The 15,063-nt window shown below is 66.8% G+C and carries 13 protein-coding genes; 9 read left to right on the top strand and 4 right to left on the bottom strand.

All coding sequences use genetic code 11. The features are described 5' to 3' along the window. The 3 genes from QMZ25_RS06445 to plsB all read left to right on the top strand — a co-directional run. Positions 1-240: trypsin-like serine protease (locus QMZ25_RS06445; protein WP_283219286.1), on the top strand; the 240-nt coding region annotated here is incomplete at its 5' end. 316 nt (positions 241-556) lie between these two features. Next, complete coding sequence (locus QMZ25_RS06440; protein WP_053516063.1) at positions 557-1,510, top strand: hypothetical protein; 954 nt, start codon at positions 557-559, stop codon at positions 1,508-1,510. Beyond that, entirely contained in the window at positions 1,510-4,146 is a 2,637-nt protein-coding gene (plsB, locus tag QMZ25_RS06435; protein ID WP_065174083.1) for a glycerol-3-phosphate 1-O-acyltransferase PlsB, read from the top strand. Before QMZ25_RS06440 ends, plsB begins: the two co-directional genes overlap by 1 nt. 138 nt (positions 4,147-4,284) lie before the next feature. On the opposite strand, the gene QMZ25_RS06430 is transcribed toward plsB, so the two are convergent. Continuing rightward, on the bottom strand, positions 4,285-4,488 hold the full coding sequence (locus QMZ25_RS06430; RefSeq protein ID WP_053516066.1) for a DUF465 domain-containing protein: 204 nt from the start codon (positions 4,486-4,488) through the stop codon (positions 4,285-4,287). A gap of 91 nt (positions 4,489-4,579) precedes the next feature. On the opposite strand from QMZ25_RS06430, the gene ttcA reads away from it, so the two are divergent. From ttcA to QMZ25_RS06405, 5 genes are all read left to right on the top strand, one after another. Continuing rightward, entirely contained in the window at positions 4,580-5,500 is a 921-nt protein-coding gene (gene ttcA / locus QMZ25_RS06425; protein WP_193395685.1) for a tRNA 2-thiocytidine(32) synthetase TtcA, read from the top strand. A 36-nt stretch (positions 5,501-5,536) separates the two neighbouring features. Further along, on the top strand, positions 5,537-6,442 hold the full coding sequence (locus QMZ25_RS06420; RefSeq protein ID WP_065174082.1) for a recombination-associated protein RdgC: 906 nt from the start codon (positions 5,537-5,539) through the stop codon (positions 6,440-6,442). A gap of 59 nt (positions 6,443-6,501) precedes the next feature. Next, the gene (locus QMZ25_RS06415; protein ID WP_053516073.1) at positions 6,502-7,281 is read left to right on the top strand and encodes a SprT family zinc-dependent metalloprotease; all 780 of its coding nucleotides are present in this window, start codon (positions 6,502-6,504) and stop codon (positions 7,279-7,281) included. Between the two features lie 36 nt (positions 7,282-7,317). Continuing rightward, positions 7,318-7,713 (top strand): hypothetical protein, encoded by a 396-nt coding sequence (locus tag QMZ25_RS06410; protein ID WP_111187083.1) that lies wholly within the window; start codon positions 7,318-7,320, stop codon positions 7,711-7,713. A gap of 119 nt (positions 7,714-7,832) precedes the next feature. Continuing rightward, positions 7,833-10,634 carry a TonB-dependent receptor gene (locus QMZ25_RS06405; RefSeq protein WP_283219285.1) on the top strand — a complete coding sequence of 934 codons (2,802 nt, stop codon included), beginning with the start codon at positions 7,833-7,835 and terminating at the stop codon, positions 10,632-10,634. A 36-nt stretch (positions 10,635-10,670) separates the two neighbouring features. On the opposite strand, the gene ligD is transcribed toward QMZ25_RS06405, so the two are convergent. The 3 genes from ligD to QMZ25_RS06390 form a co-directional block, all read right to left on the bottom strand. Next, the gene (gene ligD, locus QMZ25_RS06400; RefSeq protein ID WP_197571434.1) at positions 10,671-13,124 is read right to left on the bottom strand and encodes a DNA ligase D; all 2,454 of its coding nucleotides are present in this window, start codon (positions 13,122-13,124) and stop codon (positions 10,671-10,673) included. Between the two features lie 3 nt (positions 13,125-13,127). Continuing rightward, positions 13,128-14,048 (bottom strand): Ku protein, encoded by a 921-nt coding sequence (locus QMZ25_RS06395; RefSeq protein ID WP_111187086.1) that lies wholly within the window; start codon positions 14,046-14,048, stop codon positions 13,128-13,130. Between the two features lie 104 nt (positions 14,049-14,152). Then, the gene (locus QMZ25_RS06390; RefSeq protein ID WP_053516083.1) at positions 14,153-14,551 is read right to left on the bottom strand and encodes a hypothetical protein; all 399 of its coding nucleotides are present in this window, start codon (positions 14,549-14,551) and stop codon (positions 14,153-14,155) included. 145 nt (positions 14,552-14,696) lie between these two features. Here QMZ25_RS06390 and QMZ25_RS06385 point away from each other — a divergent pair, with 145 nt between their 5' ends. After that, on the top strand, positions 14,697-15,041 hold the full coding sequence (locus tag QMZ25_RS06385; RefSeq protein ID WP_065182172.1) for a hypothetical protein: 345 nt from the start codon (positions 14,697-14,699) through the stop codon (positions 15,039-15,041). Positions 15,042-15,063: the final 22 nt, after the last annotated feature.

Genomic DNA, 15,063 nt, shown 5'->3' with positions numbered 1-15,063 from the left:
CAGGCATACGCCGGCGAGCTGGCCCGCGGCAAGGTGATCTGTGCCGGTCGCGAGGGCATCGACAGCTGCCAGGGCGATTCGGGCGGGCCCCTGCTGTTGCGCCTGCGGGAGGGCTGGACCCAGTTCGGCATCGTCAGCTGGGGCGAAGGCTGTGCCCTGGCCGGCTACCCGGGGGTTTATGCCCGAATCGCCGAAAAACATGCCGTGGATTTCATCGAATCGGTGTGGCAACGCGATTGATTCAATAAAATCAATAAGTTGAATAACATTACATCATGTGTTGCCTTAAGTTGTGCGGCGGCGTAGGATCGCGCCATCCGGTCTTCGGACCGGACCTGCGCCACAACACTGTCCTCCGGCCTCGAGCCGGCTTGAGGAGCCTGTGATCCCCGTGATCCGGGCTCTTTTTTTTATCCCGGTGGCGGCGCTGGGGTCAGATCCCTTTCTGCCGCAGCAGAGGGGATCTGACCCCCTTGGCTGGAAACCGTGACGTCCCGGCTTGCCGCTGTCACCTTGCAGGCCGCAAGATGCGGACCGGTCCGGGGAGTCCGAAGGCATGAGCACGGTAGTGCGAACGAAGTCTGCACGAGGGTGGGGGCTGGCGGCCATGGTGCTGCTGGCCGTGGCCGCGTGCCGCGAGCCAGGCAGTGATCCGGCCCGACCGGCAGCCGAACCGGTGGCCGCCGTGCAGGCGATGGCGCAGCGTCTGGCCGAGGACGATCTGCTCGGCTACGCGAAGCTGTCGGTGCCCCCCAGCCAGTACCAGCGGCTGCAGCAGGCCTGGGCGGACGGACACAGCCAATGGCCGCTGACCGAACTGCCGCTGGGTGACCAGCTGCTGCCGATGCTGGCCGCCCTGCGCAGGCCCGGCGCCAGCGCCGAACTGCAGCGCAGTTTCGACCGCCAGCTGGCCGGGCAGTCCGGCGCGGTGCGCCAGGCCGCGCAGTCGATGGGCAACTTCGGGGTGCAGTACCTGCGCCATCAGAAGGGATACACGCCCAGCCAGCAGGCCCACTACATCGCCCTGGTGGAGGCCCTGTCCGGCTGGGCGCAGGGCGCACCGATCAGCGATCGCGCACGGGCGCGCAGCAGCATCGCCGCGCTCGTCGGCGCCGCCACCCAGGTCGGCTTCGAGGATGATGCCGGCCTGCAGGCCGCGGGAATGGAAGGCAGCCTGCAGCAGCTGGCGCCGTTCATCCACACGCTCAAGGCCGTGCTGGCCAGCTACGGGCTGGGGGTGGACGAAGCCCTGCGCAGCATCCGCGGCGAAGTGCTGTCACTGGAGGGCGACAACGCGCTGGTCCGCCTGCAGTACGACCTGGCCGGGCGCGAGCTGACCCTGCAGCTGCCGCTGAGCCGGCGCGAAGGTCACTGGTACCTGACCCGCACTCTGGCCGATACCGACGCGATACTGCGCCAGGCCGACGCGGCCCGTGCGGCAGCCGCGCCCGCCCCGGCCGAACCCGCCGATGCAGGCGAAGAAGCGGCAATGCCGCCGCCTAAGCCATAATGGCGCCGATGTCGAAACAGAACCCGCTGCCGTTCCCCGGCGAAGAATCCCAGTCGACGCCCGCCGAAACGGCGCTGGCGTCCCCCTCGACCAGTACCGGCCCGAATCCGGTGCCGCCGCCCGTGCACGCCCGTCCTCCCGGCCGCCGCCCGCTGTGGGCACGGCTGCTCGGCCGCCTGGTCGAGCCGTGGCTGTCGCTGAAGATCGAACCTGAGGATCCGGGCCAGTACAACGATGGCCGTCCGGTGATGTACGTGCTGGAAGACTACGGGCTGTCCAACGCGCTGATCCTGGACAAGGCGTGCCGCCAGGCGGGCCTGCCGTCACCGCTGGTGCCGCTGGCCGGCGACCCGACCGGTCGCAAACGCGCCTACCTGGCACTGTCGCGGCGCAGTTCCAGCAACTCGCTGATTCCGGAACAGCGTGGCGCCAAGACCCATTCCGATTCGCTGGCCAAGGTCCTGCAGGCGCATCGCGTGCATGAGGATCTGGACGTGCACCTGGTGCCCGTGTCGATCTTCGTCGGCCGCGCGCCGGACAAGCAGAGCGGGTGGTTTGCCGTACTGTTCTCGGAGAACTGGGCGCTGGTCGGCCGTTTCCGCCGCCTGCTGGCGGTCCTGCTCAACGGCCGCAGCACCATCGTCCGCTTCGCTCCGCCGATTTCGCTGCGCTCCACCGTCAACGAGGGCCTGGAGCCCGAGCGTACGGTCCGCAAGCTGCAACGCGTGCTGCGCACCCATTTCCGCCGTATCCGCGAATCGGTGATCGGCCCGGACCTTTCCACCCGCCGCCTGCTGGTGGACCAGGTGCTGGCCGCCGAGCCGGTACGCGAAGCGATCGCCGCGCAGGCCAAGCGCGACAATTCCAAGCCGGCCGATGCCTGGAAGAAGGCGCATGCCTACGCCTGGGAAATCGCTGCGGACTATTCCAGCCCGGTGGTGCGCTCGGCCAGCTTCATGCTCAGCCATGTCTGGAACCGGATCTATGCCGGTGTGCTGGTTCACCATCTGGACAAGTTCAAGGCGGCCGCGCCGGGCCATGAAGTGGTGTACGTGCCCAGCCACCGCAGCCACATGGACTATCTGCTGCTGTCCTACCTGCTGTATGACCGCGGCATCGTGCCGCCGCACATCGTGGCCGGCATCAACCTCAACCTGCCGGTGGTCGGCACGCTGCTGCGCAAGGGCGGCGCGTTCTTCATCCGCCGCTCGATCCGCGGCAACGCGCTGTACTCGGCGGTGCTCAGCGAGTACGTCGCGCAGCTGGTGGCCGGTGGCTATTCCATCGAGTACTTCGTCGAGGGCGGCCGTTCGCGTACCGGCCGCCTGCTGCAGCCCAAGGGCGGCATGATCTCGATGACCCTGCGTGCCTTCCTGCGCCAGCCGCGCAAGCCGGTGCTGTTCCAGCCTGTCTACATCGGCTACGAGAAGCTGATGGAAGGCGGCAGCTACCTGGACGAACTCTCCGGCCGACCGAAGGAAAAGGAATCGATCTGGCAGCTGCTGTGGGGCATCCCCAAGGTGCTCAAGCAGAACTACGGGCAGGTGGTGGTCAACTTCGGCGAGCCGATCGCGCTGAACGACGTGCTGGCCGAGAAGGCGCCGGAGTGGAAGGGTGAGGCGGTGCCGGAAGACGAGAAGCCGGCATGGCTGTCGACCACTGTCGATACACTGGCCGAGCGCATCCAGGAACGCATCAATGGCGCGGCGGACGTCAACCCGATCAATCTGCTGGCATTGGCCCTGCTGTCCACGCCCAAGCATGCAATGGGCGAGGCGGACCTGATCGCGCAGATCGAACTGTGCAAGACCCTGCTGGTCGAGATGCCGTATTCGGACCGGGTGACGGTGACTCCGCATTCGCCGGAGCGGATCATCGCCCACGCCGAGGAGATCAACGTCCTCACCCGCATCAAGCACCCGCTGGGCGACGTGCTCAGTGTGAGCGGCGACACCGCGGTGCTGCTGAGCTACTTCCGCAACAACGTGCTGCACCTGTTCACCGCCTCCTCGTGGGTGGCGTGCTGTTTCCAGAACAACCGCCGCATGAGCCGCACCGGCCTGGTCCAGCTGGGCCGCACCGTCTACCCGTTCCTGCAGGCCGAGCTGTTCCTGCCGTGGACCGAGGACGAGTTCGCCCAGCGCATCGACCAGACCATCGACGTGTTCGTGCGTGAGGGACTGCTGCAGAACGTCAACGAGGACGATGGCGGCATTCTTGCCCGCAACACCGGGCAGACCGACGAAGTGTTCCGCCTGCGTGCGATCGGCCACTCCCTGCAGCAGGCCTTCGAGCGCTACTACATCGCCATTTCGGTGCTGGTGAAGAACGGGCCGGGCACGCTCGGCGCCGCCGAACTGGAAAGCCTGTGCCAGCAGGCCGCACAGCGCCTGAGCCTGCTCTACGCGCCGGCGGCACCGGAGTTCTTCGACAAGGCCCTGTTCCGCAGCTTCATCCAGAAGCTGCGCGAACTGCGCCTGGTATGGCCCGACGAGAACAGCAAGCTGCTGTTCGACCAGCGCCTGGATGCCTGGGCCAAGGACGCCAAGTTCATCCTCGGTCGCGAACTGCGCCACACCATCGAGCGGGTCAGCCCGGAAGCCGCACGCCCGGACGAGCCTGCGCCGCAGGATTGAACGGTGGGTGTGGACCTTGGTCCACACACCTTCCAGCTGTGCCAACCAAGGTTGGCACCCACCAGGGCAGAGACCAACCAGTGTTGGTGCCCACCCGAGCAGGAGGCCAACCAAGGTTGGCACCCACCTGAGCCCGTCTCACGCCGGCTCGTCGGGAATCTGCAGGCTTTCCAGCCGGGTGATGCAGTCCTTCAGCTGCAGCTTGCGCCGCTTCAGGCGTTTGGACTCGAGCTCGTCCTCGCCATTGGCCGCCATGCGGGTGATCTGTTCATCCAGCAGGCGGTGCTCGGCGCGCAGGGCGGCGAGGCGTTCGGCGATCTCGGCGGGGCTGTAGGTGTCCACAGCCTCCGAGCATACACAGCGATGATGACCACCGGGAGAGGGCCGGACCGTTCCCCGGCCGGGGCCGCTCCAAGCCGGTAGAATGGCAGGCATGAGTGCCGTGATCTCCCTTCCCGACCCCCTGCCGCGCACGCCCCGCGATCCGCGCGCGGCCGAGCGCGAGCAGCACAAGCTGGCCAAGCGCCTGCGCCGCCAGGTGGGCGAGGCGATCGCCGACTTCGGCATGATCGAGGCCGGCGACAGGATCATGGTCTGCCTGTCCGGCGGCAAGGACAGCTATACCCTGCTGGACATGCTGGTGCAGCTGCAGAAGAAGGCACCGGTGCCGTTCGAACTGGTGGCGGTGAACCTGGACCAGAAGCAGCCGGGCTTCCCCGAGCATGTGCTGCCGGAGTACCTGGCCGGGCTCGGCGTGCCGTACCACATCATCGAGCAGGACACCTATTCGGTGGTCAGCCGGGTGATTCCGGAAGGCAAGACGATGTGTTCGCTGTGCTCGCGCCTGCGCCGCGGCGCGCTGTACCACCATGCCGAGACCCATGGCTTCACCAAGATCGCGCTCGGCCACCACCGCGACGACATGGTGGCCACGTTCTTCATGAACCTGTTCCACCACGCCAAGCTGTCGGGCATGCCGCCGAAGCTGCGCAGCGATGACGGCCGGCACGTGGTGATCCGGCCGCTGGCCTACGTGCGCGAAAGCGACATCGTCGCGTACGCGCAGGCACGCCGGTTCCCGATCATCCCCTGCAACCTGTGCGGCAGCCAGGAAAACCTGCAGCGCCGCCAGGTCGGCCTGATGCTCAAGCAGTGGGACAGGGACCACCCCGGCCGCATCGAGCAGATCGCGCGCGCCATGGGCCAGGTCCGGCCCTCGCAGCTGGCCGACACGTCCCTGTTCGACTTCATGGCGCTGGGCCGTCGCGATGACGCACCGCTGCCCGATGCCCATGCCTGGCTGGCCGGTACCCCGGTCGACGCCGACGCAGATCCCGAGACGCCCACCGCATAAGGTCGGTCGCCCTTTCTCTTTGCCATCCGGAAATCCATGTTCTTTCGCAACCTGACGTTCTTCCGTTTCCCGACCGCCACTGATTTTTCTGAAATCGACACGCTGCTGCCGCACGCCGTGCTCAAGCCGGTCGGCGCGCTGGAGATGAATTCGCGCGGCTTCATTTCACCGTTCGGCCGCGAGGAGAAGGAACTGCTCTCGCACCGCATCGCCGAGCACCTGTGGCTGACGGTTGGCGGCGAGGACAAGATCCTGCCGGCAGCCGTGGTCAATGACCTGCTCGAGCGCAAACTGGAGGAGATCGAGGAGAAGGAAGGCCGGCGCCCCGGCGGCCGCGAGCGCAAGCGCATGAAGGACGACCTGCTGCATGAACTGCTGCCGCGCGCCTTCGTGAAGTCCTCGCGCAACGACGCCTTCATCGACCTGCAGCACGGCTACGTCGCGGTGGATACGTCCAGCCGCAAGACCGGCGAGTACTTCATGTCCGACATCCGTGGCCTGCTCGGCAGCTTCCCGGCAATGCCGCTGAACGCCGAAGTCGCGCCGCGTTCGATCCTGACCGGCTGGATCGCCGGCGAACCGCTGCCGACCGGGCTCAGCCTGGGCGAGGAGTGCGAGATGAAGGATCCGGTGGAGGGCGGTGCGGTGGTCAAGTGCCAGCACCAGGAACTGCGCTGCGACGAGATCGACAAGCACCTGGACGCCGGCAAGCAGGTGACCAAGCTGGCGCTGATCTTCGAAGACAACCTGTCCTTCGTCATCGGCGACGACCTGATCGTGCGCAAGCTGAAGTTCCTCGACGGCGCCCTGGACCAGCTCGAGCATGCCGACGAGGAGGGCCGTCGCGCCGAGTTCGACGCACGGTTCGCCCTGCAGAGCGCCGAGATCCGCCGCCTGTTCCTGCTGCTGGAAGAGGCGTTCAAGCTCAGCAAGGCTGACTGAACAGGCACCGCGTGGGCCGCCGGTCATCCGGCGGCCCGAAGCGGCGCTATGCTGGCTGCATGAGCCGCCTGCTGCGCCGCCTGATCTCGCCCACACCGCCCGCCACCGTGCAGCGCGATACCGTTCGCCTGCGCCTGGAGGATGCCGAGATCGACGTGCTGCGCGTACGCGATCCGCGCGCGCGCCGCATCAAGCTCAGCGTCGACGAACGCGGCGCGCGCCTGACCTTGCCGCCGCGCGCCAGCCTGGTGATGGGCGAGCGTTTCCTGGAGCAGCATCGCGACTGGTTGGCACTACAGCTGCGGCAGTACCAGGGCCAGGGCCTGCCCGCACCGCTGCAGCCCGGCGTGGACGGGGTGCTGCCCCTGCGCGGGGAGCTGCTGCCGCTGCGCTGGCAGGAAGGCCGCTACGCACGCCTGGACATCGACGAGCACGGCGCCTGCCTGCAGTGGCCGACCCGTGCCGGTGACGCGACCCTGCGCCGTCTGCTGCGCGAGTTCTTCGAGGCGCAGACCCGCGCCGACGTGGGCCGTTGGCTGCCGCGCTACCTGCCCGGCCTGCCACGGGCACCCAGCCGCCTGCGCTTGAAGGTGATGTCCTCGCAGTGGGGTTCGCTGGCTCCCGATGGCAGCATGGCCCTGGATCTTGCGCTGGTCCTGGGGCGTCCGCAGGCATTCGAGTATGTGCTGGTGCATGAGCTCTGCCACCTCATCCAGCCCAACCACTCGCCGGCGTTCTGGCAGGAGGTCGAGCAACGGTTCCCGGCCTGGCGTGAACAGCGCGACTACTTCCAGCAGGAAGGGCGACGCCTGAAGGCGATGCTGAGGCAGCTGCTGTAAGCCATCACCCTGCCGGTCCGGCCGTACAATGCGGCCATGCCCGGCATGCTCAAGACTGTGTTTCTTTCCATCGTTGCCCTGGTTGGCGCGCTGCTCGCGCTTGCCCTGGTCACCAGTGCCGGTGGCTGGCTGCCTGCGCTGCTCGGCCTGCATCCCGGCAGCGAAGCGCAGCTGGGCTGGGACCTGGCGTTCACCGTGCTCGGCGGCATCGCCGCGATCGCCTTCGCCACCTACTACGCGCCCTGCTGGCCGCGCGCGCACGGCACCTCGATCTGGTCGCTGCTGGTGCTGGGCGCAGGCTACGGCCTGTGGACGCTCGGCGCGGATTTCCCACGCTGGTTCGTCATCGGCCTGCTGGTATCACTGCCGGTGCAGCTGCTGCTGGGATGGGGGTTCGGACGCCGGCCCTCACGCATCGCAACACGGGCTTAACAATCTCCCCCTAGGCTCGGTGCCCGCCGAACGTCGGCAACGCGGCGCAGGGGCCTGTACCCACGGAACCCGGGAACAGGCGCGGCGTAAGACACCACAGGGAACCGGGGAATCATCCGATGCGTTACCAGACCCGGGAGGCCGCCGCCGCGGCCTCCCAAGCGAAGCTGTTGTCCCGCGCCGTGCATGCGGTGCTGATCGGCGGCCTGGCCGTGCTGCCCGTCGAAGCGATGGCCGAGGAGGCGATCGAAGGCGATACCCGCCAACAGCTGCAGCAGCTGGACACGGTCACCGTGACCGGCAGCTATGCACGGAGCCTGGAGCGCGCCGTCGACCTGAAGCGCGCCAACATCGGCTTCTCCGACTCGATCGTCGCCACCGACGTGGCCGATTTTCCCGAGCAGAATCTCGCCGAAGCGCTGCAGCGCATGCCGGGCGTCACCATCGAACGCAACAAGGGCCTGGGCAGCAGGGTCAGCGTGCGCGGCCTGCCCAGCGAGTTCACCCTGGTCTCGATCAACAACCTGGCGACGGCGTCCGGCAGTGGCGGACGCGACGTGCAGTTCGACATCTTCGCCTCGGACGTGGTGCAGACGGTGACCGTGCAGAAGTCGCCGACCGCCGCCGATGAGGAAGGCGGCATCGCCGGCTCGGTCTACATCGAAACGGCCAAGCCATTCGACTTCCCCGAGCCGAAGTTCAGTGCGTCGGCCGAAGCTTCGCACAACTCGATCAACGGCAAGATCGATCCTAAGATCTCCTTCCTCGCCAGTGACACCTGGGGCAACTGGGGCGGCCTGGTGTCGTTCTCCAAGGCCAAGCGCACCAACCGCACCGACTCCAACTCAGGCATCAACTTCCGTCCCATGGGCCGCTTCCTGGAGGCCTCCGGCACACGCGGATCGCAGGCCGCGGCGGTGCTGGCGCGCGATGCCGGCATCGTCGTCAGCAACCGGATGGACAAGGATGAAACCAGCCGGATTGTCTTCCAGGACAAGGTCGGCGACCGCGTCTACCTCAACGAGCAGGACCAGTGGGGCGCCACCGCCTCGCTGCAGTTCAAGCCCAGCGACACGTTCTCGCTCAGCTTCGACGCCATGCTCGGCGGCTACGACACGCACGAGGACGAGTACGATGCCGCAGCGTACTCGGCCTCCAGCCGCAGCACGCTGGACACCATCCACGACTACGACCGTGACACGCTGTCGGCCTACGGCATCACCGTGCTGAAGGACGTGTCCTACACCGCCACCCAGCACGAAATCCTGAGCAAGGAACGCAACGCCGATACCGACTACCGTCAGTTCAGCAGCACGCTGGACTGGAAGGTGGGCAACTGGGACATCGACGCGCTGGTCGGCTACTCCGGCGCGCGCAAGGACTCGGACTACGCCAACCTCAAGCACGTGGCCTACGCGCCGTCGCGCACGCGCTGGACCCGCAACGGCGGCGAGACCGTGCCGAGCACAATCGGCGGTTTCGACATGTACAACGCCGTGGACAAGTACCTGTTCGAAGCGTACGAGACCGAGCTGGAGAAGGTGAAGGATGACAAGTACGCCGCGCAGCTCGACCTGAGGCGGCAGATGAACCTGGCCTTCTTCCCGGCACTGAGCGGCGTGCAGTTCGGCGCGCGCTACACCGACAAGGCCAAGGAACGCGCGTTCGGCAGCGGCAAGATCCAGGGCCCGACCGCCGGCAGCGCCGCCTGGGTCAATACGCGCACGCTGGCCGACAGCAACCCGGTGTGGATCAGCCAGCTGGCACCGGGTGGTGCGTATCGCCCGAGCGACCTGGACTGGCAGCAGGTTTCCAACGCCTATGCGCGCGCTACGTTCCGCTACCCGGGCTATGAAACCCCGATCGATCCGGGCCAGTACTACGAGGTGAAGGAGAAGACCCTGGCCCTGTATGCCATGGCCGATCTCTACTTCGATATCGGACAGGTACCGGTGTACGCCAACCTCGGCGTGCGTTCGATCGACACCGACGTCGATTCGTCAGGCTTCCATCCGGTGCAGAACCCGGATGGCAGCAACGGCTTCACCGCCACACCGATCTCCAGCAGCGGCGACTACAGCAGGATCCTGCCCAGCTTCAACATGACCGCCGAGATCGCCGACGGCCTGGTGCTGCGCGGTGCTGCCTCGGAAACGCTGATGCGTCCGTCGCTGACCGACATTGCCTACCGCCGCACCGTCAGCTGGAGCAGCTTCCGCTTCATGGACGGCAACCCGGCACTGAAGCCGACCACCGCCAGGCAGTGGGAAGTGGGCCTGGAAAAGTACCTGCAGAACGGTGGCCTGCTGGCCGCGTCGTACTTCTCCAAGAAGATCGACGGCGTAGTGCGGCAGTCGTTGACCGGCATCGTGCCGAACGTGGAGAAACTCAACGCCAACGGTTCGCTGGACGGCTACTACGACTTCGAGGTCTACCAGCCGGTCAACGCCGATGGCTCGTACAAGGTGACCGGCGTGGAACTGGTCGCGCAGCTGCCGCTGTCGATGCTGCACCCGGCGCTGGAAGGCTGGGGCATCAATGCCAACTACACCCAGCTCGACAATTCGCTGACCGGTGCATCCGACCTGGATATCCCGACGCCGCCGGAAGGCCTGGCCGAGAAGGCGTACAACTTCACCCTGTACTACGAGAACGATCGCTTCAGCGCACGCGCCTCGTACAACTACAAGGACAAGTACGTCGAGTACATCCATCTGAACATGTATCCGGTTTACGGCGATGCCTATGGCCAGCTCGATGCCTCTATCGGGTTCCGCCTCACCGACACCTGGAAGCTGAACCTGGAGGCGATCAATCTGCTCGACGAGAAGACCACCGGCTACACCATCGACAAGGCCTTCCCGACCCAGTACGAGTTCTCCGGCCGTCGCATCACCTTCGGCATCCGCGCGGACTTCTGAGCCCGCCGCTGCAGGGCCGTGGCCAATGCCCCGGCCCTACAGATCGAGCGACGGCAGGGTCTGCTTCACCGCATCGATGCCCTGCCACGGATCGGCCTTCAGGCGCTTGGCCCGCGCCAGCGCCTTGTCGAGCGGGAAGGCGTCGGCCGCCTTGATCCGCGCAAGCTCTTCCCAGCGCAGCGGCACCGCCACGCCCGCACTTTCGCGGGCGCGCAGCGACCAGGAGCAGACGCTGGTCGCGCCACGCGTATTGCGCAACCAATCGATGAAGATCACACCGCCGCGCTTGGCCTTGCTCATCGTTGCCACATAGCGTTCGGGCGCCTGCTGTGCCATCGCCTGCGCGAAGGCCTCGCAGAATGCCTTGGCCTGTTCCCAGTCGGCGGCGGGCTGCAGGGGAACCACCACATGCACGCCCTTGCCGCCGGACAGCCGCACGAAACTGCGCAGGCCGATCTCCTGCAACCGGTCGCGCACGTCGCGCGCGCCGGCCTTGACCTCGTTCCAGCCGACGCCCTCACCGGGGTCCAGATCGAATACCAGCCGGTCTGGATGTTCGGGATCGGCAACCGTGGCGCCCCAGGGATGCAGCTCGAGCGTGTTCATCTGCACCAGCTGCAGCAGGCCGCGTACATCGTCGATGTAGACGTAGTCCTCGCGACCGCTCTTCTGCTGCAGGGGGACCGCATGCACGGCGTCGCCCAGGCCCGGGCCGTGGTGCTTCTGGAAGAAGCAGGCCTTGCCCGCACCATCAGGGCAGCGCAGCAGCGAAAGGGGCCTGCCCACGATTCCGGGCAGGATCCAGCGCGCCATCTGCCGGTAGTAGTCGGCCACGTCGCCCTTGCGGATCTTCTTCTTCGCGAAGACCACACGCTCAGGGTGACTGATGGCAACCGCGTCGTCGCTGCTCGTGGTCTTTGCAGGCATCGCCAGATCCTCGCCGCTCTTGTCGCTGCGCAGCCGCTTGAAGCTGGCCTGTCGCAGCAGCCCCTCCTTGCCCCAGCCACGGAAGGCCACTTCGGCCACCCTCACTGGCTTCACCCAGTGCACGCTGGCGGCGCGGAACGGGACGTGCGCGGGCAGCGCCACCGCAGCGTCCTCCACCGCCAACGGCTTCAGCGTCCGCGCCAGCGCGCGCAGGCTGTCATCGTCGAAGCCGGTGCCGACGCGACCCACGTAGCGCAGGCCGTCCTTGTCGGGAGTTGCCAGCAGCAACGATCCGAACCCCACGCGCGAGCCCTTCGGCGCGGTATGGCCGACGATCAGGAACTCATCGGTGTCCTCATGCTTGACCTTCACCCAGCTGCGCGCACGCACGTTGACGTAGGGCGCGTCCACCTGCTTGCTGACGATGCCCTCATACCCGGCCTTACCACTGGCGGCGAAGACCTGCGGCCCATGGCCGAGGACGTGATCGCTGAACGCCAGCGTTCCGGGCGTGTCGCCGATCAACGCCTTGAGCAGCGTCTTGCGCTCAAGCAGCGGTGCCGCGCTGATGTCCACTCCCGCCACGCCGGGCAGGTCGAAGAGAAGGTAGCGTAGCGGCACCTTCGAGCTGCCATCGATGACCCGCTGCAGGGCGGCGAAATCGCTGCGCCCCTTCTCGTCGAGCACTACCAGTTCACCGTCCAGGCGCGCGTCATCAACCGGCAGCGCCTGCACGGCCTGCACGACTTCAGGGAAGTCCCCGGTCCAGTCCAGCCCGTTGCGCGAGCGGAGCTTCACTTCACCGCCGTGCAGATCGGCCAGCAGGCGATAGCCATCCCACTTGATCTCGTGCAGCCAGCGATCGCCATCGGGCGCGGCAGCGCGGTGGTCGGTCAGTTGTGGTTTGAATGCACGCGGATACGGGCGGTCGCGGGCGCCCTGCAGTTTCAGCGCGCGCGCGTGCCAGCGCGACTCCGCCTTGCGTGTCTTCCTGTCCGTCATCTTCTTCGCGCTCCCGGGGTGTTCACGCAATGGCGCGTGCAGCAGGTCGTCGGCCTCTGCGTCGCGGGCCTCGCTGTCCTCGCGCTTGATCAACAGCCACTGCACCTGGCGTCCCTTCATCGCGGTCCGCACCAGTTTCCATCCCCCGGCCAGCCGCTGGCCATGCAGGACGAAATCGATCTTGCCCGCTGCCAGCGCCTGCAGTGGATCACCCGCGCATGCCCAGGTGCCGTGGTCGAAGACCTCCACGTGACCGGCACCGTAGTGGCCCTCGGGAATATCGCCCTGGAAGCCGGCATAGGACAGGGGATGATCTTCCACTTCCACCGCCAGCCGCTTCTCGCCAACGCGCAGCGATGGCCCTTTGGGTACCGCCCAGCTCTTGAGCACGCCGTCCATTTCGAGGCGGAAATCGAAATGGCGCGAACTGGCGTGATGCAGCTGGATGACGAAGATCGGCCGCCGCTTCGGATCACCCGGCGCCGGCTGGTCGTCCGGTTCCGGCGTCTGCCCGTTGCCGCCGCCGAGCCGACGCTTGCGCCGGTACTGATGCAGCGACATGGATCACCCCGCCTTGCGCCGTGGCGCTGCCTTCTTCGCTGCCTTCTTCGCGGTCTTCCTGCCTGTCTTGCCGGCCGCCTTCTTCGCCGGCGCCTTGCGCGCGGCCGTCTTGCCCGCGGGGGTTCGCTTGTTCGCATCCAGGCTCTTCTGCAACAGGGCCATGAAATCGACCACGTTGGTGGTGGCGTCCTCGCGCGGTGCAGGTTCTTCGTCCACCCGGGTGGTGCCTCCCTTGGCCTTGATCCGTTTGTTGAGCACCTGCTGCAGGCGCTCGCGGAACTCGTCGTGATACTGCGACGGATCCCAGTCGCCGGCCATCGACTCGATCAGCTGCTCGGCCATCGCCGTTTCCTTGCCGGTGATGCGGTACTCGGACAGGGTGCCGGTGGGCAGCTTGAGGTCCTCCGGATCGACAAGCTCCTGCGGATAGCGGAGGATCATCAGCACCAGGGCGTGCTCGTGCGGCATCACCGCGCACAGATACTCGCGGGTACGCACGACCACCCGTGCGATGCCGACCTTGCCGGTACTGCGCAGCGTCTCGCGCAGCAGTACATAGCCCTTCTCGGCCTTCTTGCCCGGCACCAGCAGATAGGGCTTTTCGTAGTAGCGCGGATCGATCTGCGCCGCGTCCACGAAGGTCTCCACCTCCACGGTCTCATGGCTTTCGGGCGCCGCCGATCGGATGTCGCCGTCCTCCAGCACGACATAGCTGCCCTTGTCGTACTCGTAGGCCTTGACGATGTCCTTCCACGGAACTTCCTCACCGGTATCGGCGTTGACCCGTTCGAAACGAATCGGTTTGCGGTCGCGCGAATCGAGCATGCGGAACTGCAGATCGACCTTGCGTTCACCGGACATCAGCGACACCGGCACGTTGAGCAGGCCGAAGGAGAGTGTTCCGGTCCAGATCGGGCGGGCCATGCGCGCACCTGTGCTTGAGCAGGACCGTCAGCTTCCGGTGCCGGGTGTAAACCACCCGTGTCGATGCCGTGCACGCCGGGTCGGCGCGCAGCGTCACGGCCAGGTCACTGCAGCAGGGGTCTTACCGCCGCTGCCGGAATATGATCCAGCGCGCGCCATGCGTCTTCCACCACCGGCCGCGCCTGCGACCAGCCCAGCCGCGACTGTCCTCGCATCTGTTCCCAATGCTCGGCCAGCTCCTCGCAGGTATCGGCCGCATCCCCACGCGGCCAGTCCGCCGCATGTGTGGTCAGTGCGAAGGCATACACCGGGCACAGGTCACGCCAGTTGCGATGACCGTGACCACGACGTTCCTCGTAATCGCTGAGCATGTACTGGAGGTAATCCTGGGCTACGGCCTGCGGATCTTCGTGTCGACGCGTCCGGCGCTGCGCGGTGCGCTGGCCGAGCGGATCGAGCAGGGCGTTGAACACGGACGGGGCGGGGCGTTCCAGGCGGGGCATGACCGGCTCCTGCAGCGGGTCGGGTGGGCAGGAATACCGGCGGCGGCGTTATCCAGCCGTGACAGAGATGTTCATGACGCAGGGTTCGCGGTGCCTTTACCTCAGTGGCGGTGTAGTGGTCCTCCCCATGCGCAGGTACCTGATCATGAGCCGAGAGACCTCCCGAGACCCGCTCCGCGAGAACCGTGCGCCAATTCCCGGCGAGCAGCGCGGCAAGCACGACAACGATGATGCCGACTTCCGTGGCACGGGCGCGCCCTTCTTCGACGCCGCACAGTCCGGCGAGCATCTGCCGGTGAAGCGCGAGGCTGAACAGGCCGCGCTGGACCGCAAGGACGGCGGCGACCGCCATCGGGGAGGGCAGGAGAGCCCGCTCAAGCGACGCGAACGCAAGCAGCACGCCAGCGACAACCAGGACGAGGCGCTGGAGGAAACGTTCCCGGCCAGCGACCCGACCTCACCGTTCGTGCCGGCCAAGGCGCCCGACTGACGTCCCGCAGGCGCCGCCGGTC

It is taken from the genome of Stenotrophomonas sp. RS-48 (assembly GCF_030053245.1).
Taxonomy (GTDB): domain Bacteria; phylum Pseudomonadota; class Gammaproteobacteria; order Xanthomonadales; family Xanthomonadaceae; genus Stenotrophomonas; species Stenotrophomonas maltophilia_P.
This window is presented reverse-complemented; position numbering and strand designations above follow the sequence as displayed.

Bases quoted from the DNA above. Each gene is read 5' to 3' on its own strand.
- ttcA (WP_193395685.1), top strand. From the start codon at position 4,580: ATGAGTGCCGTGATCTCCCTTCCCGACCCCCTGCCGCGCACGCCCCGC.
- plsB (WP_065174083.1), top strand. From the start codon at position 1,510: ATGGCGCCGATGTCGAAACAGAACCCGCTGCCGTTCCCCGGCGAAGAA.
- ligD (WP_197571434.1), bottom strand. From the start codon at position 13,124: ATGTCGCTGCATCAGTACCGGCGCAAGCGTCGGCTCGGCGGCGGCAAC.
- QMZ25_RS06410 (WP_111187083.1), top strand. From the start codon at position 7,318: ATGCCCGGCATGCTCAAGACTGTGTTTCTTTCCATCGTTGCCCTGGTT.
- QMZ25_RS06405 (WP_283219285.1), top strand. From the start codon at position 7,833: ATGCGTTACCAGACCCGGGAGGCCGCCGCCGCGGCCTCCCAAGCGAAG.
- QMZ25_RS06395 (WP_111187086.1), bottom strand. From the start codon at position 14,048: ATGGCCCGCCCGATCTGGACCGGAACACTCTCCTTCGGCCTGCTCAAC.
- QMZ25_RS06415 (WP_053516073.1), top strand. From the start codon at position 6,502: ATGAGCCGCCTGCTGCGCCGCCTGATCTCGCCCACACCGCCCGCCACC.
- QMZ25_RS06385 (WP_065182172.1), top strand. From the start codon at position 14,697: ATGAGCCGAGAGACCTCCCGAGACCCGCTCCGCGAGAACCGTGCGCCA.
- QMZ25_RS06390 (WP_053516083.1), bottom strand. From the start codon at position 14,551: ATGCCCCGCCTGGAACGCCCCGCCCCGTCCGTGTTCAACGCCCTGCTC.
- QMZ25_RS06420 (WP_065174082.1), top strand. From the start codon at position 5,537: ATGTTCTTTCGCAACCTGACGTTCTTCCGTTTCCCGACCGCCACTGAT.
- QMZ25_RS06440 (WP_053516063.1), top strand. From the start codon at position 557: ATGAGCACGGTAGTGCGAACGAAGTCTGCACGAGGGTGGGGGCTGGCG.